The organism is Joostella atrarenae (genome assembly GCF_021764745.1).
GTDB classification, from domain to species: domain Bacteria; phylum Bacteroidota; class Bacteroidia; order Flavobacteriales; family Flavobacteriaceae; genus Galbibacter; species Galbibacter atrarenae.
Window position 1 is genome coordinate 947,255 of the sequence record NZ_JAETXX010000001.1, and the last position, 22,892, is coordinate 970,146.

The following is a 22,892-nucleotide window of genomic DNA, read 5'->3' on the forward strand; positions in this document are numbered from 1 at the left end:
TTCATGACGCACGAATTTAAAAATATAATAGAGGGTTATTTACGAGCTGTTACAAAAGATTTAAAAACAGTATTGGCTTCTGTAGTTGCTCTTGAGGGGTCTTCCTACAGGCGCCCCGGAGTTAGAATGCTAATTCGAGAGGATGGTAAAATGACGGGAGCAGTAAGCGGAGGATGTGTAGAAAAAGAAATTTTAAGACAGTCGCAGTCGGTTTTTGCAAATGGGAAACCAAAATTAATGACTTACGATGGGCGTTATAGACTTGGGTGCGAAGGGATATTGTATATTTTAATTGAGCCATTTTCAGTTAATAAAGAATTTCTTGAAGCTTTTAATAATACTTTTCAAGAGAGAAAACCATTTACAATAACTTCTTATTTTAATAGAAATGTAGAAGAAAATACAGACTTTGGTTCTTATGTTAAGTTTGAAGGGGAGTTGTTGTATCCTATATCAGAAAACATTTCAGAAGAAAAAGAAAACTTAGAAACGTTCTCACAAACTCTAAAACCTTCTATAAAACTAATAATATTAGGAGCGGAGCACGATGCTGTGCAACTATGCGCATTGGCATCTTTAAATGGGTGGGAAGTAACTATTGTAGCCCCAGAAGATGATCCAAAGACAAAATTGAATTTCCCAGGAGCAAATGCTATCATTAATACAAGTCCGCGGTCTTTTGATTATGATTTAATCGACCAAGAAACAGCAGTTGTTTTAATGAATCATAGCTTCTCAAAAGATATAGAATTCCTATCTCGTATGGTAAATTCTTCTCATAGATATATTGGAATATTAGGTCCAGGAAGGCGAAGAGAGAAGCTTTTTGATAAGTTATTAGAAAACCTTTCAGATATTGATCCTTCTTTTTTTGATAGTATTCATGCGCCAGCGGGAATAAATATTGGAGCGGAAACACCTCAAGAAATAGCAGTTTCTATTATTGCTGAAATATTAGCAGTATTTAGAGAGCAAGAGGTTTATCAGCTAAAAGATAAAAAGGGAAGCATACATGCTGAAAATTAGATTTAAGAGCTCGTTTCAGTATTATAATCCGTAAAAACAACAATCTTCAGTAATGGATAAAATAGGAATTATTGTTCTTGCAGCGGGATCATCCAGCAGAATGGGATCTCCAAAGCAGCTTTTAAAGTGGGGAGAAACTACTTTATTAGCGCATGTGATTTCTGTGGCAAAAAATACTAAAGCAACTGAGGTATTTGTTGTTCTTGGGGCAAATGAAGATTTAATAAAAAAATCGATCGCTGTAGATGCGAACATACTATCGCATAACGATTGGGAGCAAGGTTTAGGGAGTTCGATAGCTTTTGGAGTTAAAAAGTTACAAAAACTAGGTTTTGATGGGATTCTTATAGTGCTAGCCGATCAGCCTTTAGTTACGGATATTTATTTAAATCGACTTCTGAAAAATTTCATCAAAGGGGGTAAAAAAATAATAGCTTCGAGGTTTTCAGGAAGTGTAGGAGTACCCGCAATTTTTTCTGCTGAATATTATGATGAACTTCAGAAGCTAAATACTGATTATGGGGCGAAACATCTTATTAAATCTCATTTTGAAGATGTATGTACATTGCAAGCCGACCATTTGGTGATAGATATTGACAATATAGATGCTTATAAGGAAATCTATAAACAACAATTTGGAACTTCTCATTAATAGTATTTTAACTAGCTATTTTCTTTTTTGTGACTGGGTAGGAATAAAAAAAATCTGTAAATTTAAGATGGATATCAGATTAATTAATCCTCATGTAGAATTATGGAATTTATAGATTACTATAAAGTTTTAGAACTCGATAAAAGTGCTACTACAGCAGAGATAAAGAAAGCATATCGTAAGCTTGCTCGTAAATACCATCCAGATTTAAATCCTAATAATAAGGAAGCAGAATTAAAATTTAAGCAGCTTAATGAAGCAAATGAAGTGTTGAGCGATCCCGATAAGCGGAAAAAATATGATGAGTACGGAAAAGATTGGAGTAATGCAGAAGCTTATGAGCGTGCTAAAGCACAGCAGCAACAAAGTAGAAGTCAATCATCTTCGAGGTCATATACTCATGGCGGAGGAGGTAACTTTGGGGGTTCTGAAGAAGATTTTTCCGATTTCTTTGAATCGATGTTTGGTGGCGGTTTTTCTGGACAACGTAGGCAAGCTGGGTTTAGAGGTCAAGATTACAATGCAGAACTGCATTTAGATCTCAAAGATGCATATACTTCTCATAAGCGTACGCTCTCTGTAAATAATAAAAGTATTCGGATTACAATTCCTGCAGGGATAGAAAACGGTCAGACTATAAAAATAAAAGGACACGGAGCAGAAGGGGTAAATGGCGGTCCTAATGGAGATCTTTATATTACGTTCTCTATTAATAATGATCCTTTATTTAAAAGAGAAGGAGCCAATTTGTATAAAACAGAAAATATTAAGCTCACAACTGCTGCTTTAGGAGGCGAAATAACAGCTTCTACTTTTGATGGTAAGGTAAAATTGAAAGTGAGTCCAGGTACTCAAAATGGACAACAGGTAAAACTGAAAGGAAAAGGATTCCCATTTTATAAGAAAGATAATGTTTTTGGGGATTTATATATTACTTATCAAGTGGAATTGCCAACTAAATTAAGTGCTGAGCAAAAGAAACTTTTTGAGGAGCTAAAGAATACAAACCTTTAAAATACAGACATGGTACTTAAATATAAACTTTCCATACAGAAATTTTGTGAGACCTATCAAGTAGAAAAACACTTTGTAATACGTTTTGTAGAAGCTAACTTGATAGAATTAACAAGAGATGGTAATGAAGAATATATTAGCGAAGATCAAGTTCCTAAGCTAGAAAAAATGGTGCGTTTACATCGAGATTTAGATATTAATGAAGAGGGATTGGAGGCAATAGCTCATTTGTTGAATAGGATTGAAGGTATGAATAAGGAACTCGTTTATTTGAGGAATAGACTGAACTTGTACGAGGAATAATTGTGGATGCCTTTATTGCTGTTATTTTTTGGTTAAACAAAATTAAGTAGCAAAACAGCTACTATAAAATTCATAACTTCACGTAATCATATGCTTGGATGTCTTTAACCTAGAGTTGTATTAATATTTAGTAGTCCAAGGCGATATCAGTTAAGAAATCTAAGTAAGATATTATTGCTTCTAGTAGGGAGAATATCATGTTTTTGTTAAAAAGTAAAGTAATTTAATATTATGAAATTATTATTTGTAGTAAACCCCATTTCTGGAGGAGTAGATAAGAAACCTTTTTTAAGAGAAGCTGAAAGCCTATGTAATAATTATGGAATCGAGTATTCTATTTTTAAGACTACCGGTGTTAATGATGAAGAGGGTGTTAAGAAAATTATTGATGAATTTCAACCTAATAAAGTTGCTTCTGTTGGTGGGGATGGAACTACACTTTTTACTGCAATAGCTTTATTGGAAACAAAAATCCCAATGGGAATCATCCCTTTAGGTTCTGCTAACGGAATGGCTGTAGAGTTATTTGTTAATCCAAAACCTATTGAAGCGTTAAAAAATATTATCATGTCCGATGTTATTGGGCATTTAGATATGGTTAAGGTAAATGGAGAACATTATTCTATTCATATTGGAGATGTAGGGATTAATGCACAGATTGTAGAGGCTTATGATAAGGACGAAAATAGAGGAATGGTTACTTATGCAAAGTATTTTATAGATGAAGTAAAAAAAGTCGATTTGATACATGTCGCTATCAATGCAAACGGTAAATCTATTGATAAGTCTGGTATTATGGTTTGTATTTGTAACTCTAGGAAATACGGAACTGGAGTGCCAATTAATCTTACTGGAAACCCAATGGATGGTAAATTTGAGATTGTAGTTGTAAAGAAAATCGATACAAATTCCATTATAAAAGCTGGACTTTCTAAGTTTGAAGAAGGCTTTTACGATAGAGAAAATATAGAAATTTTAAGTACTGATAAAGCTCAGTTGAGTTTCGATAAACCAAGATTGCTACAATTGGATGGTGAAGTTATAGGTAAATATAAGGATATAGAAGTGGAAATACTTTCAGGTGGTGTAAACCTTATTTCCACAAAAAATAGCCTTTCTTCGATTGTAAAATAGAATTCAAATTTTAACAAACACATGTTTTTTTTACTTTTGAAACATAAGATTTTTAATGGCAATAAGAGACGTGTTTTTATTTTAATCTGAATAAGGACACATTCAACAGTATAATTAATAGTTGTTTATGTTTTAATTACAATGGATTGAATGAATGTTATGATTGAAAGTAAAGTGCTTTTGAGTTAATAGAACACTGTTAATATTTATATTTATTTTTTCGTAACTTAGTATAATAAGAACTAAATTTGTTCCGAAAATAATAGATATTTAATCCCTCCCCCTTTTAAACACTACAGATTTATTTTTAGGATATAGACTTTTTTTAAAAGAGCTGTAAGTAGTTGTAATTTCTTGATGAAATTCTAAATTCAGTTCGTGTAAAAAGTAGATAATAGTATAAGTAGTATCAAATTATACAAAAAAGCTTTTAATAACCAATTATATACTTCAACTATGAAGAAATTACACATCTTAGCGTTCGCACTATTATTAAGCAGTGTTACTTTATTTGCTCAAGAAGAGGCTGCCGAGGGGGGGCAGTCTGCGGCTCAAGCTAATAATCCACTTGCAAACATGACGGCATTAAACTTTCACAATTACTACATGCCAAAGCTCTCTAATTCACCAGATGAGCAATATATGAATACTACATGGCTGCGTTTTGCAAAGCCATTTTCAGCGGGTAAACTTTTATTGAGAGTATCTTCACCTATAAGTACAATTGGAGTTCCTCAAGGTGGCGGGAATGTAAAATCTGTAAGCGGTTTAGGAGATGTTAATGCATTTATGTCTTATAATTTTGTTTCTAATTCGTCCTCTACAGTTGGTGCAGGACCATTAATTACAGCACCTACTGCAACAAATGAATTGCTTGGTACTGGGAAATGGCAAGGTGGTTTTGCTTTGGTGGCATTCATCTCAAAATCTCCTGTATTTCAGTATGGAGCTTTAGTAACTTGGCAAACATCTTTTGCTGGTCAAAGTGATAGAGAAAGCACAAATAACGCAGCCGTTCAGCCATTTTATTTTTGGCAACTAGGAGAAGGGTTTTATTTAAGAGGGGTGCCGATTTGGTATTTCGATTTTAAAAATGACGCTTATAGTGTGCCGATGGCTTTAGGTTTAGGTAAGGTTGTTAAAGTAGGCGATACAATGATTAATTGTTTTGTTGAACCACAATATTCAATAATAACAGGAGGTGTTCAACCAATATTTCAAGTGTTTACGGGGATAAATTTACAGTTCATGTAAAACGAGAATACCTGTATGATTATAGAAGAACTATTTAATCTTATGTATGAAGATATTTAACAAGTCTACAAATGCCGTAATATTGGGAGGGATATTTTTCCTAATCCCTTTGCTTATTTTTATAGTGCTAATAACGCATGCTATCCAATTAGCAACTCCTTTGGGAAGGAAGTTGGTTGACGTTTTTCATATTCATTCTGTTTTTGGAGCTGCTACAGTTACTATTTTCACAATTGTAATTCTAATTTTAGTATGTTACATAAGTGGGTATTTAGTTCAAAAGGGACTTGTGAACGACTGGGGGCAAAAAGTAGAGGATAAGTTGTTTTTACTTTTTCCTAGTTTACAGATGTTAAAATATAGAATGCTAGGGGACAAGCCAGCTAAAGAAGATGATGATAATTGGAAGTCTATTCTCTTGAAAGAAGATCAATTTTACAGAATTGCTTTCATTACAAATTTTAAAAACGGATTCTATAGTGTTTATGTTCCTGATGCCCCGCGGATGGATGCAGGAGAAGTACGTTTTATTGAAAAAACTGATATCGATTTTATACCAATTTCAATGAAAGATGCTATGAATTCTTTAAATAGTTTCGGTAGAGATGGTAAATTAGAGAAATACATCATTAATATAACTTCGAAAGAGAATATTTCGAATTCCAATTAAAACTTAAAACTATTAAGAATATAGAAACATGAGGTTTGAATACTTCATGTTTCTGTGCTTTTATTTAAAGCTTTTTCTTGATAAGTAATGATACGGTTAGATTATAATCTTTTCATCTATAAAAAAGCATTAGTTATTTTAGAGATTTTATTATCTTACCTATTGAAAATAAAACATATGAGGGGTGTTGAAAAAAGTACTTTTTTGAAAGTATTGATATTATTAATTATTGGAATATTTTTTGGAAATAATGTGTTTAGTCAAGACATAGCTATTAGAAAAGTTGATAGAATTCATAGGGATAGTTTGATGAATTCAGATTATCCATATGTATTACCTATTTATGGAGATAGAGTTCAGAAAATGGGTCACGATTTACCGCTGCCTTTTGGGATTATGGTGAATTATGTTGGGCAAGATACCGATCTAAACATAGATAATATTGCATTGAAATTAGACGATTCCGACTATGTGGATATGGGTTTTCTAGAGTTTGAAACTTTTGAGAATACTGCTAATGTTGTTAATGTAAGGTTAGAAGCCTGGTTATTTCCTTTTTTGAATGTATATGGAATTTATGCGCATTCCGAAAGTAACAATGCTATCAAGCTAATTAATCCAATTGAGTTAGAGATTCCAACAAATCCTACAGCGAGTACTTATGGATTAGGTACAGTTTTAGCCTACGGAACAGGAAATTATTTTGCTGTCTTAAATTTTAATGCTACTTGGTCTGATGTAAGTTCGTTAGATGATGATGTTTTTGGAACGATCACTTCTTTTCGTTTGGGGCGTAGTTTTGGATTCCATAAGCGCTTTCATAATATAAATTTCAGTATTGGTGTTCAGCATCAACATTTAGATAGGAATTCTAATGGGGCACTTAGTATTAGTGAGATTTTTTCTAAGGTAGATCAAGGGAAACTTCAGGAAATAAAAGATGATGTATCAGATACTGCTAATAACTGGTATGATGATTTAAGACCTGCACAACAAGTGGTTGTTAATAAAGTCGTAAAAGAAATTGACGATTGGTTAAGCGGTAGAACGCCAGGTGATAAAACCTTAGGATACCGATTTGAAAAGGAACCTGTAAGCGAGTTTTCTTTGCAACTAGGAGTTCAATATAATCATGGAAGGAGATGGTGGTATCGTTTGGAGACTGGAGTAGGAAAGGGAAGAAATCAGATAATGTTATCTGCAAATTACCGCTTCGGGATAAATAAGAGAAAATAAATTTAAGTTAAGTGATAACCAACATAAGTAAATAATAATGAAGAAGTTTTATTATCTATTAGTGCTGTTTTTCGGTATAAGCAGTATGCAAGCTCAAGAATTTTATGTCAATTTTTATGGTAATTATGCTTTTGATGATAGTTTCGATTCGTATTACGATTATCGAGCATATTATGATGGAAAGATAAAAGGAGGCTTCCAATGGGGTGCAGGTTTAGAGTATAAACCGAGTCAGTACATGGGGTTCGAGTTTACTTATCTCCGTCAAGATACAAATTCGCCAACTAGGTACCGAACTTACAACAGTATTAAAGAGGAAGTGGCCAATTTTGATTTGGACTTGAATTATTTATTAATCGGAGGAAATCGCTATTTTTCTAGACCAGGTTCACAGTTTCAAGGATATGGTGGATTGATGGCAGGTATGGCAATTGCTAATCTTTATAATCCAAATAATGGCCGAAGCTCTGATGCAACAAAATTTAGCTGGGGAGCAAAACTAGGAGGAATTTATTGGATGAATGATTATTTTGGAATTCGTATGCAAGCGCAATTACTCTCTGTAGTGCAAGGGGCTAGTGGTGGTTTCTATTTTGACGTATATGGACCGCAAGCTACCGTTGTAACATATTCTACGTTTTACCAATTTAGTCTTGGTGGTGGAGTTGTTTTCAGTTTGAATTAGAGGAATAATAAGAATATATAAAAAGCTCTAGTCTTCACTAGAGTTTTTTATATGTTATCAAGTAAAGAAAATCTATAAATCAAAAAAGCCTCTCAGTTTCCTGAAAGGCTTTTCTCTTAGTAGCGGGAACTGGACTCGAACCAGTGACCTTCGGGTTATGAGCCCGACGAGCTACCTACTGCTCTATCCCGCGATGTTTGCGAGTGCAAATATACAACCTTTTTGCTTTTGTGCAAGAATAAAATGAAATTATTTTAAAAAAAGTGTCTTTTATCTATTTTCCTTTCCTGAATCCAAGTATTTAGTTACTTTAGTTTTTATGAACAAAATTAATGAAGCTATTAGCTCCCTAATTCCCTTTGCAGAATGGATTATGCTCTTTTTTGTGATTGGAGGAGGAATCTTTTTACTTATCTATTCTAGGTTTAAACCTTATCTATTATTTCGCCATGCAATTCAGATTTTAAGAGGTAAACATGATGATCCTAATGATCCAGGTGAAATTAGTCATGTGCAGGCCTTGTCTTCTGCAGTAGCAGCTACTGTAGGTCTCGGTAATATTTCGGGAGTTGCAATTGCTATTTATCAAGGTGGACCAGGGGTAGTTTTTTGGATGTGGGTTACTGCAATTATCGGAATGGTTATAAAATTCTATTCGTGTAGTTTGGCAGTAATGTTTAGAACTATAGATGATAAAGGAAATATAGAATCTGGACCAATGCATTATATGACCAAAGGATTAGGAATTAGTGGAAAACCGCTAGCTATTTTCTTTTCCGCAGCGGGACTTATTGGTTTTTTAGGTGTTTTTACCGTTAATCAGTTTACACAAACATTTATGAGTGTTGTAAATCCTGATGTTAATATCGCCGCATTAGGAGATTTCAATTGGAAATTAATTATCGGATTAACTCTTTCAGCATTAACATCATTAGTGATTTTCGGGGGACTTAAAAAAATAGCTAAGGTTGCGACTGCAATTGTTCCGTTTATGGTAGCACTTTATTTTATAGCCGTTTTAGTCATTATGTTTACCAATGTAAGTGATATTATTCCTTCTTTTAAATTAATATTTCAAGAAGCTTTTAATATAGAAACAGCTGTAAAAGGTGGTTTTTGGGGCTTGGTAATATTAGGAGTTCGAAGAGCTGTCTTTTCTAATGAGTCTGGTTTAGGAAGTGCGCCTATGTATCATGGAGAGTCTAAAACAAACGAACCTGTTCAAGAAGGACTTGTAGCAATGTTAGGTCCTTTTATAGATACAATTATTGTTTGTACACTCACAGCTCTTACTATAATTATAAGTGGAGCGTATTTAGATGTAGAAAGCAACGGTATTGCAATGACCTTATTGGCTTTTGAAAAGTCGCTGTTTGGATATGGGGATATTTTATTAATGTTTATAGTTTCTGCTTTCGCTATGTCTACGTTATTTACATACTCTTATTACGGTACAAAATGCCTCACATTTCTTACCAATGTTAAAATTGGCAAGTTTTTTAATATTTATTACGTAGCTACCATTACCTTTGCAGCAATTACTTCTGTGGGAGTTGTTATCAATCTTATAGATTTGGCATATGCTTTAATGTGTATTCCTAATATGATAGCAGTTATCTATTTAGCTCCAAAAGTTAATAGTTCTATGAAGGTGTATTTAAAAAAGATAAAAGATGGAGAAGCATAAAGCCGGTTTTGTAAATATCATAGGAAATCCTAATGTTGGGAAATCTACATTAATGAATGCTTTTATTGGTGAAAAGCTATCCATTATAACATCTAAAGCACAAACTACTAGACACCGTATTTTTGGGATTGTAAATGGTGATGATTTTCAGGTAGTATTGTCTGATACTCCAGGGATTATAAAGCCAGCATACGAATTGCAAGAATCTATGATGGATTTTGTGAAATCTGCTTTCGAAGATGCAGATGTCCTTATATATATGGTAGAAATAGGAGAACGAGAATTAAAAGATGAAGCTTTTTTTAATAAGATAACATCTTCGAAATTACCAGTTTTATTATTGCTGAATAAAATAGATATCTCTTCACAAGAAGTTTTGGAGGAACAAGTACAATGGTGGAGTGAAAAAGTTCCTAATGCTGAGATTTATCCTATTTCCGCTTTAACCAATTTCAATATAGATACTATTTTCAACCGTATTTTAGAGTTGTTGCCAATATCGCCTCCTTTCTATCCAAAAGATCAGATTACAGATAAACCTGAACGATTTTTTGTAAATGAAACTATTAGAGAGAAAATCCTTATCAACTACAAAAAAGAAATTCCTTATGCTGTTGAAGTAGAAACAGAAGAGTTTTTTGAAGATGAAGATATTATCAGAATTCGTTCTGTTATTATGGTAGAACGAGAAACTCAAAAAGGAATTATTATAGGGCATAAAGGGGCTGCTCTAAAACGCGTAGGAATTCAAGCGAGAAAAGATTTAGAAAAATTCTTTGGAAAACATGTGCATATAGAAATATATGTAAAGGTTAATAAAAATTGGCGTTCTAATCAAAACCAGCTTAAGCGTTTTGGTTATAATCAGAAGTAACAATTTATTTACGCTATTAGGTAGTTAGATAACTCAAACTTACTATTTAACTAACACTAACTTAAAGGTGCTTCAGTTTCTTTGGGGGAATTAATAATTCTATCAAATGAAACTTAAACACATTCCCGCAATTGCCATAATGGCTATTGCGTTTGCTTCTTGCACTAATGATGATGACAGTGCAACTACAGAAGTTCCTGAAGTTGTAAATGTCAATTTTCAGCATATATCAACATTAAATCCTGGTGGCGCTACAGAAATTTCTGCTTTTGACCCAGTAACTAAAAAACTATTTACTATAAATCCAGATGCAAATCAGGTAATGGTATTTGATTTATCAGATCCATCTGCGCCTATTCAAAATACAGCAATCGATGTAAGCGCTAATGGAACTCCTAATAGTGTTTCAGTAAACAATAAATTACTGGCAGTTGCTGTAGAGGCTTCTAATAAGCAGCAAAACGGACATGTGTTAGTTTACAATACAGAAGATGAGACTTTAGTAAATAATTTCACTGTAGGGGCGTTGCCAGATATGGTTTTATTCTCTCCAGATGGAAAATATCTTGTTACTGCTGATGAAGGAGAGCCTAGCTCCGATTATTTAACAGACCCAAAAGGAAGTGTTAGTATTATTGAGGTTACTTCTGGAAACGTAATGACCCTAACTTTTGATGATTTCTCAGCTCAAGAGTCAACACTCAAGGATGGTGGCTTTAGAGTTTTTGGACCAGGAGCCACTTTAGCTCAAGATATAGAGCCAGAATATGTAGCAATTTCTGAGGATTCTAAAACAGCATGGATTACATTACAAGAGAATAATGGTATAGCAAAGGTAAATCTAGAAACTAAGAAAATCGAAGCTATTTATCCATTAGGATTCAAGGATCATATGTTGGCTCAGAATATGTTAGATACTAGCAATAAAGACGATGAGACAGTGCTTAAAAATTGGCCTGTTTATGGTGTTTTTATGCCCGATGCAATTAAATATGCTAAAGTTGATGGCTTAGATTATATCATAACTGCCAATGAAGGAGATTCTAGAGATTATGATGGCTTCTCTGAAGAGGAAAGAGTAAAGGATCTTGAGTTAGATCCGATTGCTTTTCCAGATGCAGCGTCACTTCAGGAAGATGAAAATTTAGGAAGATTAAAAATAACGACTACATTAGGCGATACAGATAATGATGGAGATTACGACGAACTTTATTCATATGGAGCGCGTTCTTTTTCAATATGGTCAGGAGACGGTGTATTAGTCTATGATAGCGGAAGTGATATTTCCGAAAAAGTTTTAGCATATACTCCAGGAAGTTTTAATGCTGATGAAGGAGAAGTTGATGGTAGAAGTGATGATAAAGGTGCAGAACCAGAAGCAGTGGAGACCGTGTTAATAGGAGAAAGAACAATTCTTTTTGTAGGTTTAGAGCGTAATAGTCAGATTATGGTATATGATATAAGTAATCCGTCAGCTCCAGAATTTATACAGTTTTTAGAACAGTCTGGAGATATGGCTCCAGAAGGAGTTCTTGCTATTTCTGCTGATGATAGTCCTTCAGAAAAAGAACTTTTAGTAGTTACAAACGAAGGGAGTGGAACGATAAGTATTTATGAAAACGAATAATATATAAGATTAATTTTAATTCCGCAGAAGAGGTTGTCTATTTTATAGTCAGCCTTTTCTTTTTTATATGAATTATTTTATGTTAAAGATTTATGGTGCAACTTTTTAATTACCGAAAAGCAATCATTAAAAACTGAAAAAATAGAATTACCTTTGCGCCATAAAATTTTTAGTATGAGTGCTATTGTAGCCATTGTAGGAAGACCGAATGTCGGGAAATCAACTCTTTTTAATCGTATGATTAAAAGAAGAGACGCTATTGTTGATGAAATTAGTGGAGTAACCCGTGATCGTCATTATGGAAAATCAGATTGGAATGGTCGTGAGTTTTCTATTATTGACACAGGAGGTTATGTTGTAGGAAGTGATGATATTTTTGAAAAAGAGATTGATAAGCAAGTGGAACTTGCTATTGATGAAGCAGATGTAATAATATTTGTTGTAGATGTTGTTTCTGGTGTTACAGGAATGGATGAGGAGGTAGCTCAATTATTACGTCAAGCAAACAAACCTACTTTTATTGCTGTAAATAAAGTAGACAGTGCTCTTAGAGAAGCAGATGCTGTAGAGTTTTATTCTTTAGGTTTAGGAGAGTATTATACAATTTCAAGTATAAATGGTAGTGGTACAGGAGATTTATTAGATGCTGTAGCTGCAAGTTTACCAGAAGATGTAAAGGAAGAAGCGCAAGAAGAATTGCCAAGATTTGCTGTTGTAGGACGTCCTAATGCAGGTAAATCATCTTTTATAAATGCACTTTTGGGAGAAGATCGTTATATCGTAACCGATATTGCAGGAACTACAAGAGATAGTGTTGATACTAAATACAACCGTTTCGGATTCGATTTCAACTTAATGGATACGGCAGGGATCCGTAGAAAAGCTAAAGTAAAAGAAGATTTAGAGTTTTATACGGTAATGCGTTCTGTTCGTGCGATTGAGCATAGTGATGTTTGTTTGTTAGTATTAGATGCAACCCGTGGGTTTGAAGGGCAAGATCTTAATATTTTTTGGCTTGCTGAAAGAAATAGAAAAGGAATCGTTATTCTAGTGAATAAATGGGACTTGGTTGAAAAAGATACCCATACTGTAAAGAAATTTGAAGCATACATTAGAGAGCAGATTGCACCTTTTACCGATGTCCCTATTATCTTTATCTCAGCATTATCAAAGCAGCGTATATTTAAGGCGATAGAGACTGCTGTTGAAGTTTATAACAATAAAACAAAGCGCATTAGCACTTCTAAGCTTAACGAAGTGATGTTGCCAATTATTGAGAACATACCACCTCCTTCTCATAAAGGGAAGTATGTTAAGGTGAAATTCTGTACGCAGTTACCAACACCAACACCTCAATTTGCTTTTTTTGCTAATTTACCACAGTATGTGAAAGAACCATACCGTAGATTCATTGAAAATAAATTAAGAGAGAATTTCGATTTCCACGGAGTTCCAGTGCAAGTTTATTTTAGAAAGAAATAATAAAAGTTAAAGTATTATTAAAAAGTAAATAATACGTTTATTGGTAATGGTTTTGTTCTATTTTCGGAGAAACTATACCAAAAACAAAATGATGATAAATTTTCAAACAGACCTCTTTTGCTTTTCTGCATTAGAGGTTTTTATTTTCTGTAATTCAGTAAAAATTCCCCTAGCCGTTAAACCTTATTTAGAAATGAAAGTCTTAGAAGCATGATAAACTTAAAAGACAACCAAATGAAAAAGCAGTTAGCTTTGTTATTTTTCCTAGTCACCACCTTTTACTCATATTCACAAGAATATGAAGTTACCGGAAAAGTAATTGATGAAACTACAAAAGAGCCTTTAGAGGCTTCTACTATTTATGCAGAAACTATTAAGGATAGTACGATGGTCTCTTATACAATTTCTGATCAAACAGGAAGTTTTGTTTTAGATCTAAATTCTGCTCAAAAAAAACTCAATTTATATATAATCTATAACGGTTATTCTCCCGTTAAAAAAACAATTACACTCGATAAGAAAATAATTGCTTTAGGGGAGATAGCATTGGCTTTACAAGCAGAACAATTAGAAGGTGTTAGCGTTGTTGGAGAGCGTATTCCAATTACTATAAAAAAAGATACCTTAGAATTTAATGCTGACTCTTTTAAAACACGACCAGATGCCAATGTAGAAGATGTGCTTAAAAAACTTCCTGGAGTTGAGGTTGATACCGATGGAAAGATCACTGTTAATGGAAAAGAAGTGAATAAAGTATTGGTAAATGGCCAAGTTTTCTTTAGTGATGATCCTAAAGTGGCTACTAAAAGTTTACCAAAAGAGATTATCGATAAGATTCAGATTTCTGATACCAAATCCAAAACACAAGAATTTACTGGAGATGAAGGTGATGGTGAAAATAAAACCATCAATATAACTATCAAAAAGGATAAAAATAAAGGATACATGGGGCGTGCTTCATTGGGGTACGGTACCGATGAACGTTATCAAGTAAATGGTTTGCTTAATTATTTTAAAAATAAAGAGCGAATTAGCTTTATAGCGAGTTCTAATAATATTAATAACGCTGGTTTTTCTTTTGATGAAGTATATGACATGGTTGGGAATACTCGAGGAGGGTATTCTACACTTACAGATAATGGCTTGATAAATAGCTACGGAAGAGGGATTACAACATCTTCTACAGTTGGAGCTAGTTATGCAAATGCAGAAAAAGATGCTTATGAATTGAGTGCAAACTATTTCTTTGCGTATAGTGATTCTTATAACGATCAAAAAACGTCTAGAGAAAATTTATTGCCCGAAGGTAGCTTCTTTACCAATAGTGAATCTCGTTTTGATGGTTCTACAAATTCAAATAGCGGTTCAGCAAATCTAGAATTTGACATTGACGAAACACTTCGTATTTCCTTAGATCCATCTTTGAATGTGACAAGAACAAACTCTATGGATACGAGTATGACAAACTCTACAGATGTAGATGGAGAATTGTCAAATAGTAATGAAACACAAACCTTAGATGATGGGTTACAAAGAAGTTTTTCTAATAGTTTAAACATTATCAAGAAGCTAGACACGCTAGGAAAGTTTGTAAGAGTAACTTTTTCTAATAATAACTCTAAAAATGAAAATGAATCTAATTTTCAATCTACGAGAGAGGTTTTTGGAGATGATCCAACTTTAGAATCAGTAAATCAATTTACTGAAACGGATAATAGAACTGATAGTTATCAAGTTGGAGTTTCTTATAGACAGCCGCTTGGGAATCAGTTTTTTTTAGATTTTGGTTATGATTATGAAGATAAAAAACAACGTAATGAGAACGATGTTTTAGACTTCAATGAAAATACGTTAGCGTACGACGACTTTAACGATGACCTAAGTACTAATTTTGAATTCAGTAATACTCAACAAAGGCCATCTTTTGGAATACGTAGAGATGGTGAGAAATGGCGTTGGAGAGTAGGGGCAGATTATGCACTAACAGATATTGATAATCAAGATTATTTGCATGAGGGGACTTTTGAAAGGAGTTATGAGAACTTATTACTTAGTGCTTCATCATCATATAGGTTTAGTCAAAATTCGCGTTTCCGAGTAAATTATCGAACAAATATTGACGTGCCTTCAGTTGGGCAGCTCCAGCCTGTAATAAATATCAGTAATCCATTAAATATAAGACAAGGTAATCCAGATCTTGATGTTTCTAAAACACATCGTTTGTCACTGAATTTCAATAATTTTAATTGGAGAGAGCGTACAGGAGTGTTTTTATATGCTGGAGGAGAAATTCAAGATGATAAAGTAGTAAGTGTTACTACAACGGATGAAAATCTTTTACGTACTACTACCTATACAAATGTTAATGGAAATTATAATACATACCTAGGTTTTGGATATTCTAAGCAAATTAAGAAGGATACTACGTATACTATAAAGCTTAATTTTCGCCCAAACATGAGTTATAGTAAAGATGTAAGCTTTAGTAACGGGCAAGAATTAACTTCTAAACAGTTTAGTATTACTCCAAGAATAAGTACAACTTTTAATTATTTGGAACTGATAGAAATTGAGCCAGGGTATGATATTTCATATAACAATACTAAGTATAATATCGATAGGTTAGATGATGTTGAGTTTATATCTCATACAGCTACCTTTAGAACTACAACATATTGGCCAGAAAATGTAGTATGGGGTAATGATATAAACTATAATTACAATGGGAATGTTTCAGATGAGTTTGATAAAGATGCATTGTTTTGGAACATGAGTTTAGGGTATCAATTCTTTAAAAAGAAAGCAACATTCAAGGTGTTAGCTTACGATTTACTGAATCAGAATAATAATGTTAGGCGTACAACGGGAGCAGATTATATTCAAGATTACCAGAGTACTGTACTTACACAATACTTTATGGCTAGTTTGAGCTTTAAGTTTGATCAGTTTGGAGGTAAGCCAGGGCCAGGTGGTGGACGAGGAGGAAGACATATTAGAATGTAGAGTGTGAATTCTAACAAAAAAGAAATCCCGAAGACTCAATGAATCTTCGGGATTTCTTTTTTTTGAGTTAAGGTAGTTTTACCAGCTTCCGCCAGCACCCCCACCACTAAAGCCGCCTCCGCCGAAGCCACCTCCAAAACCACCGCCGCCGAAGCCACCTCCAGAGGAACTACCGCCTCCAAAGCTTCCGCCACCGCGGCCAAGGTTACTTAGTATTATCATATCCATAAGATCAAAGCCACCGCCTCTACGTCCGCCATTACGACCTCCGCCACGATTGTTTTTTGATAGAATAATCATAATTACAATAAAGATGATGAACAAGAAAATAAAGCCACCGCCACCACCAGAAGAATTGCTTTTTCTTTGTTGCGGTGTTCCTGTATATGTGCCGCTAAAGAGATCTATGAGTTTATCAGTTCCTTTGTCTAAGCCACTGTAGTAATCTCCTTTTTTAAATTCTGGAAGAATAACATTTCTTATAATTTCTCCATTAATACCAGCTGTTAACTTCTGTTCGAGTCCATAGCCCGGAGAAATCCAGATCTTGCGCTCTTGTTCTGCTAATAAGATAAAAACCCCATTATCTTCTTTGCTTTGCCCTATTTTCCACTCATGAGCCCATTTAGGGGTAAGTGTACCAATGTATTCACCATTAATACTAGGAACGGTAGCTATTACAATTTGAGTGCTTGTTGTATCTGCATAATTAATGAGTTTCTGCTCTAAAGCAGCTTTCTCTGAGGCAGAAAGTACTTTAGCATAATCATACACACTAGTTTGTACTGCTGGCTTTGCAGGAATATCAAACTGTGCATGTACAGATTGTAACAGTATACATCCGAAGAAAAATAGTAGGAATGCTAATTTTTGTTTTTGCATTAAGATTTAGCTTTTGGAGATTTGATCAGAAAGTTCGTTTACATCATCGTGTTGCCAAGGGAAGTGTTTTTGTAATTCTACACCTGCCTTTAATATTCCTTCAACAAGTCCTTCTTTAAAACGGTTGTTTCTAAAGTGAGTTTGTATAATATCTTTTGTGCTGTTCCAAAAACCTTCAGGAACAGCTCTATCAATTCCTTTATCCCCATAAATGGCAAAAGTTTTATCGTCTGTTGCGACATAAAATAAAACTCCATTTTCATCTTTAGTATTGTCCATTTTTAACATATGAAAAACTTCATTCGCTCTTTTTAAAGGATCTTTCTTGCTAGACGCTTCAATATGAACACGAATTTCTCCTGAAGTTTCTTTTTCAGCTTTACGGATGGCATTTACAATTTCTTTTTCCTCTTCAGAAGAAAGAAAAGCCTCTACTTTAGATGATTTCATGAGATGAGTAACTTAAAGGATTATTAGAAAAAAAGGTGCTGTAATTAAACAGCACCTAATTATTTTATTTGTCAAAATCGAATTCAACATCAACAGGGTTTTCAGCTCCTGCTTCAGCATCGAAATAAGGTTTTCCTTCAAAACCAAACCAACCTGCTAATATAGAATTAGGGAATGTTTTTACGTGGTTATTGTAAGGCTTAATAGCTTCATTGAAACGAACTCTAGCAGTCTGGATACTATTTTCAGTACTGGTAAGTTCATCTTGTAATTTCAAAAAGTTCTGATTAGCTTTTAATTCAGGATAACGCTCCACACTCACTAAAAGTTTACTTAAAGCACCGCTTAATCCACCTTGAACTTGATTGAATTGTGACAGCTGCTCTGGAGTGATATTTTCAGGATTAATATTTACAGAAGTAGCTTTTGCTCTAGCTTCAATAACATCGGTTAGCGTATTTCTCTCGAAATCTGCAGCACCTTTTACCGTATTTACTAAATTTCCGATTAGGTCATTTCTACGTTGATAAGCAGTTTGTACATTACCCCATGCTTCAGAAACATTTTCATTTAAATTGATGGCTTTGTTATTAAAGCCAACAGCCCAATTATAGATTCCGAAACCTAGAACGGCTAATACAATTAAACCAATGATCCACTTTTTCATTTTTAAAATAATTTATTGAGTTGTTAATTTTTATGTTGTAGTCGGGGAATTTATTCTATTAGAATAAAGGATTCAAAATTCATCATTTTAATTGAAATAATGAAATAAATTATAACTGATCTTTAATTTTAATAAGTTCAGCTTTAACTCCTTCTAATTTACGAATAATATCATAATTAGAAAGGGCCTTTTGCTTTTGCTCTTTTAGGTGAAGTTTGGCTCCTTCTAATGTAAATCCGCGTTCTTTTACAAGGTGATAAATAAGACTTAAATTCTTTAAATCTTCTTGTGTAAATTTTCTATTTCCCTTCGCATTTTTTTTTGGTTTAAGGATGTCAAATTCCTTGTCCCAAAATCTAATGAGGGATGCGTTGACGTCAAAAGCTTTAGCTACTTCGCCAATACTATAATATAATTTATCTGGAAGATTTATATGCATTAGTCAAGCGATTGGTTTTCTTGTGATGCTGCATGAAGTAAAGCTTCGTATTCTTCAGCAGATAAACTTCCGTAATAGAAATTTAATGGATTTATTCTGTTGCCATCTTTCCATACTTCGTAATGGCAGTGTGGAGCCTGAGATCTACCTGTACTTCCAACGAGACCAATAAGGTCACCGCGTTTTACTTTCTGTCCAGGTCTCACCTTATATTTACTAAGGTGTGCATAAAGACTCATATATCCAAAGTCGTGATCTATTCTTATGTGCTCACCATAACCTGAAGAGCGATTGTCTGCTCTAGTAACAATTCCATCTCCAGTTGCATAAACGGGAGTACCACGAGGGGCGGTAAAATCCATTCCGTAATGCATTTTTCTAGCTTTTGTAAACGGATCAGAACGCCAACCATAACCAGAAGCCATACGAGTTAAATCTTCATTACTTACAGGTTGTATTGCTGGAATTGCTGCTAGAAGTTTTTCTTTCTCTTTTGCAAGTTCTGTAATTTCATCTAGCGATTTAGATTGTATAACTAATCTTTTCTGAAGCTTTTCTAATTTTTTTGTGGCGTCAATAATCAAATCAGAATTATTAAAACCTTCTAATTTAGTATATCTATTTACACCACCAAAACCCGCAGTTCTCTGTTCTGACGGAATAGGACTAGCCTCAAAATAGAGTCTATAAATGTTATTGTCTCGATCTTCTATATTTGCAAGAACCTCTTCTATTTGGTTCATTTTATTGTTTAGAATCTCAAATTGAAATTCATAATTTTTTAATTCTCGTGCTTGAGAGAGTTCTTTTGGAGTGTTTACTAAATTTGTATTTAATAAAATAAGCAAGCAAATACCGCCAAAAAGAAAGGCAGCAAATACAAATAAACTAATATTAACAACCTTTTTACCTTTTTTAGGTTCAATCCTTCTATAAGATAAAGTTTCAGAATCGTAATAATATTTTACCTTCGTCATTAGTTTAAAAATTCTATTTTTGCCATGTATATGGACGTGTCGCTCATTTGTGTAACAAACAAATATATAAATTGTTTTATCAGTTAGTGTAATTTTTAGAAAAAGTTAAGAGTTTATGATGAATTCCAGAGAGATAAGAAAGCAGTTTCTGCAGTTTTTTGAAGATAAGAATCATGAGATCGTTTCCTCAGCACCAATGGTAGTTAAGGATGATCCAACACTTATGTTTACGAATGCCGGAATGAATCAGTTTAAAGAATATTTTTTAGGTAATAAAGTGCCAAAAAATAAGCGAGCTACTGATACTCAAAAATGCCTTCGTGTAAGTGGGAAACATAACGATTTGGAGGAAGTAGGTAAAGATACTTACCACCATACTATGTTTGAAATGTTGGGGAATTGGAGTTTTGGAGATTATTTCAAAAAAGAAGCCATTAACTGGGCATGGGAATTACTTACGGAAGTATATAAAATTGATAAAGATATTCTTTATATCACCGTTTTTGAAGGTGCTGAAGCAGAAGGACTACCAATAGATCAAGAAGCATATGACCTTTGGAAGGAGATTGTGCCAGAAGACAGAATTATTCTTGGTAATAAAAAGGATAATTTTTGGGAAATGGGAGATCAAGGGCCTTGTGGACCTTCGTCAGAAATTCATGTTGATATTCGCTCTGCAGAAGATAAGGCAAAGACTCCTGGTGCAGATTTAGTAAATCAAGATCATCCACAAGTGGTTGAAATCTGGAATTTGGTTTTTATGGAATTTAACCGAAAAGCCAATGGGTCTCTAGAAAAATTACCAGCACAACACGTAGATACCGGATTAGGATTTGAGCGTTTGTGTATGGTGTTGCAAGATAAAAAGAGTAACTACGATACAGATGTATTTACACCTCTGATTAGAGAAATAGAAACAATTACCAATTCTAAATATGGAAAGACTGAAGAAATAGATATTGCAATTCGCGTGATTGCAGATCATGTTCGTGCAGTAGCCTTTTCAATAGCAGACGGTCAATTGCCTAGTAATACAGGAGCTGGATATGTAATTCGTAGAATTTTACGAAGAGCAATTCGCTACGGATTTACTTTTTTAGATCAGAAGGAACCATTTATCTATAAGCTAGTAGATACTTTAATTAAGCAATTGCAAGAATTTTTCCCTGAATTGCAGAAAGAGAAGAATATTATTATCAATGTAATAAGAGAAGAAGAAAATTCTTTCTTGAGAACATTAGCACAAGGTTTGGTGTTGTTGGATAATATTATAGCTTCTAATTCTGATAAGACGATTTCGGGAAGTAAAGCTTTTGAGTTATACGATACTTATGGTTTTCCAATCGATTTAACAGCGCTTATTCTTCAAGAGAAAGGATTTAAGTTGGATGAAAAAGAATTTCAAGAGGAATTAGAAAAACAAAAGAATAGATCTAGAGCCGCTACAAAAATAGAAACTGGAGATTGGGAAGTTTTAATTGATGATCCAGTTGAAGAATTTGTTGGTTACGACACATTAGAAACACAAGTACGAATTACACGCTACCGAAAAGTAGAAAGTAAAAAAGACGGAGAACTTTATCAATTGGTCTTTAATATTACACCTTTTTATGCTGAAGGAGGAGGTCAAGTTGGAGATAAAGGATATTTAGAATCTGCTAATGGTGATGTTATTTATATTATTGATACTAAAAAGGAGAATAATCTAATTATACATTTCTCTAAGAATTTACCTAAGAATATAAACGATCCTTTTAGAGCGGTTGTAGATGAAAAGCAACGTAGTCGATCTGCGGCTAATCATACAGCAACACATTTGTTGCACCAAGCATTGCGTAGTGTATTAGGAACTCATGTGGAGCAAAAAGGGAGTATGGTTCATAGTGGTTACTTGCGTTTTGATTTTTCTCACTTTGCAAAAGTAACTTCTGAAGAGCTCACACATATTGAAGATTTTGTAAATGCAAGAATTCGCGAACAATTGCCATTGCAAGAAAATAGACATATGCCATACCAAGAAGCTATAGATCAAGGAGCTGTTGCTTTGTTTGGAGAAAAATATGGAGACTTAGTTCGTGCTGTAAAGTTTGGAGAAAGCATGGAGCTTTGTGGAGGTACGCATGTAGCTAATACCAGTGATATTTGGCACTTTATAATTACAAATGAAAGTGCCGTTGCAGCAGGTGTTCGAAGAATAGAAGCAATTACTTTTGATGCCGCAAAAGAATATTTTGCAAATCAAACAGAAGCTTTCAAGCAAGTAAAAGCATTATTAAAAAATAATAGTGCAGATCCTATAAAGGCTGTAACAGTGCTTCAAGAGGAAAATGCTGCAATGAAAAAGCAAATTGAACAGCTATTAAAAGATAAAGCAAAAGGTCTTAAAGGGGAGCTAAAAGCTGAGTTAGAGGAGATAAACGGTGTTCGATTCTTAGCTAAGAAAGTAGATTTAGATCAGGGGAGTATTAAAGACCTCTCTTTTGAACTAGGGAGTGAGTTTAAAAACTTATTTCTATTATTTGCCTCAGAGAATGATGGAAAAGTAATGCTTACATGCTATGTTTCTAAAGAGATTGTAAAAGAAAAAGATTTAAATGCAGGACAAGTAGTTCGCGAGCTTGGAAAACTTATCCAAGGTGGTGGCGGTGGTCAGCCTTTCTTTGCAACTGCAGGAGGTAAAAACCCTGCTGGAATCCCAGAAGCGCTTAAAAAAGCAAAAGATTTTATAGCATAATTCAAGAATAAATTTTAATTAAAAACTCCCAAGCAACAATGTTTGGGAGTTTTTTTATGGTATAATCTGGTGCTTTTTTTATTACTGAGTTTAGTT

The 22,892-nt window shown here is 33.8% G+C and carries 20 protein-coding genes and 1 tRNA gene; 15 read left to right on the forward strand and 6 right to left on the reverse strand.

Features of this window, described 5'->3' with window-relative positions; translation table 11 throughout:
- Positions 1-3: 3 nt before the first annotated feature.
- From JM658_RS04025 to JM658_RS04065, 9 genes are all read left to right on the forward strand, one after another.
- Positions 4-1,026 (forward strand): XdhC family protein, encoded by a 1,023-nt coding sequence (locus JM658_RS04025; RefSeq protein ID WP_236957943.1) that lies wholly within the window; start codon positions 4-6, stop codon positions 1,024-1,026.
- Positions 1,027-1,078: 52 nt separating this feature from the next.
- Positions 1,079-1,678, forward strand: a complete 600-nt coding sequence (locus JM658_RS04030; RefSeq protein ID WP_236957944.1) for a nucleotidyltransferase family protein — start codon at positions 1,079-1,081, stop codon at positions 1,676-1,678.
- A 102-nt stretch (positions 1,679-1,780) separates the two neighbouring features.
- Entirely contained in the window at positions 1,781-2,692 is a 912-nt protein-coding gene (locus JM658_RS04035) for a DnaJ C-terminal domain-containing protein (protein WP_236957945.1), read from the forward strand.
- A gap of 9 nt (positions 2,693-2,701) precedes the next feature.
- Positions 2,702-2,995, forward strand: a complete 294-nt coding sequence (locus JM658_RS04040) for a chaperone modulator CbpM (protein ID WP_236957946.1) — start codon at positions 2,702-2,704, stop codon at positions 2,993-2,995.
- A 231-nt stretch (positions 2,996-3,226) separates the two neighbouring features.
- A complete protein-coding gene (locus tag JM658_RS04045; protein WP_236957947.1) occupies positions 3,227-4,129 on the forward strand; it encodes a diacylglycerol/lipid kinase family protein in 903 nt (300 codons plus the stop codon).
- Positions 4,130-4,585: 456 nt separating this feature from the next.
- Positions 4,586-5,383, forward strand: a complete 798-nt coding sequence (locus tag JM658_RS04050; RefSeq protein WP_236957948.1) for a hypothetical protein — start codon at positions 4,586-4,588, stop codon at positions 5,381-5,383.
- A gap of 46 nt (positions 5,384-5,429) precedes the next feature.
- Entirely contained in the window at positions 5,430-6,053 is a 624-nt protein-coding gene (locus JM658_RS04055; RefSeq protein WP_236957949.1) for a DUF502 domain-containing protein, read from the forward strand.
- Positions 6,054-6,257: 204 nt separating this feature from the next.
- Positions 6,258-7,289, forward strand: coding sequence for a hypothetical protein (locus JM658_RS04060; protein ID WP_236957950.1), 1,032 nt, complete (start codon positions 6,258-6,260; stop codon positions 7,287-7,289).
- A 37-nt stretch (positions 7,290-7,326) separates the two neighbouring features.
- A complete protein-coding gene (locus tag JM658_RS04065; RefSeq protein WP_236957951.1) occupies positions 7,327-7,974 on the forward strand; it encodes a hypothetical protein in 648 nt (215 codons plus the stop codon).
- Positions 7,975-8,094: 120 nt separating this feature from the next.
- On the opposite strand, the gene JM658_RS04070 is transcribed toward JM658_RS04065, so the two are convergent.
- Positions 8,095-8,167 (reverse strand) — tRNA-Met (locus JM658_RS04070).
- Positions 8,168-8,293: 126 nt separating this feature from the next.
- On the opposite strand from JM658_RS04070, the gene JM658_RS04075 reads away from it, so the two are divergent.
- The 5 genes from JM658_RS04075 to JM658_RS04095 all read left to right on the forward strand — a co-directional run bounded on the left by JM658_RS04075 (position 8,294) and on the right by JM658_RS04095 (position 16,647).
- Entirely contained in the window at positions 8,294-9,661 is a 1,368-nt protein-coding gene (locus JM658_RS04075) for an alanine/glycine:cation symporter family protein (protein ID WP_236957952.1), read from the forward strand.
- Positions 9,648-10,535, forward strand: a complete 888-nt coding sequence (era, locus tag JM658_RS04080) for a GTPase Era (RefSeq protein ID WP_236957953.1) — start codon at positions 9,648-9,650, stop codon at positions 10,533-10,535. The genes JM658_RS04075 and era overlap by 14 nt, the downstream gene beginning before the upstream one ends.
- A 106-nt stretch (positions 10,536-10,641) precedes the next feature.
- Positions 10,642-12,162: a choice-of-anchor I family protein gene (locus JM658_RS04085; RefSeq protein ID WP_236957954.1), complete on the forward strand. Its 1,521-nt coding sequence runs from the start codon at positions 10,642-10,644 to the stop codon at positions 12,160-12,162.
- A 174-nt stretch (positions 12,163-12,336) separates the two neighbouring features.
- Positions 12,337-13,644, forward strand: a complete 1,308-nt coding sequence (gene der, locus JM658_RS04090) for a ribosome biogenesis GTPase Der (protein WP_236957955.1) — start codon at positions 12,337-12,339, stop codon at positions 13,642-13,644.
- A 234-nt stretch (positions 13,645-13,878) separates the two neighbouring features.
- Positions 13,879-16,647, forward strand: coding sequence for an outer membrane beta-barrel protein (locus tag JM658_RS04095; protein WP_236957956.1), 2,769 nt, complete (start codon positions 13,879-13,881; stop codon positions 16,645-16,647).
- Positions 16,648-16,725: 78 nt separating this feature from the next.
- On the opposite strand, the gene JM658_RS04100 is transcribed toward JM658_RS04095, so the two are convergent.
- The 5 genes from JM658_RS04100 to JM658_RS04120 all read right to left on the reverse strand — a co-directional run bounded on the left by JM658_RS04100 (position 16,726) and on the right by JM658_RS04120 (position 20,062).
- Complete coding sequence (locus JM658_RS04100) at positions 16,726-17,529, reverse strand: TPM domain-containing protein (RefSeq protein WP_236957957.1); 804 nt, start codon at positions 17,527-17,529, stop codon at positions 16,726-16,728.
- Between the two features lie 6 nt (positions 17,530-17,535).
- Positions 17,536-17,979, reverse strand: coding sequence for a TPM domain-containing protein (locus tag JM658_RS04105; protein ID WP_236957958.1), 444 nt, complete (start codon positions 17,977-17,979; stop codon positions 17,536-17,538).
- A gap of 64 nt (positions 17,980-18,043) precedes the next feature.
- The gene (locus JM658_RS04110; RefSeq protein ID WP_236957959.1) at positions 18,044-18,646 is read right to left on the reverse strand and encodes a LemA family protein; all 603 of its coding nucleotides are present in this window, start codon (positions 18,644-18,646) and stop codon (positions 18,044-18,046) included.
- 109 nt (positions 18,647-18,755) lie between these two features.
- On the reverse strand, positions 18,756-19,085 hold the full coding sequence (locus JM658_RS04115) for a MerR family transcriptional regulator (protein WP_236957960.1): 330 nt from the start codon (positions 19,083-19,085) through the stop codon (positions 18,756-18,758).
- Positions 19,085-20,062: a M23 family metallopeptidase gene (locus tag JM658_RS04120; protein ID WP_236957961.1), complete on the reverse strand. Its 978-nt coding sequence runs from the start codon at positions 20,060-20,062 to the stop codon at positions 19,085-19,087. The genes JM658_RS04115 and JM658_RS04120 overlap by 1 nt, the downstream gene beginning before the upstream one ends.
- A 118-nt stretch (positions 20,063-20,180) precedes the next feature.
- Here JM658_RS04120 and alaS point away from each other — a divergent pair, with 118 nt between their 5' ends.
- Entirely contained in the window at positions 20,181-22,796 is a 2,616-nt protein-coding gene (alaS, locus tag JM658_RS04125) for an alanine--tRNA ligase (protein WP_236958064.1), read from the forward strand.
- Positions 22,797-22,892 lie beyond the last annotated feature (96 nt).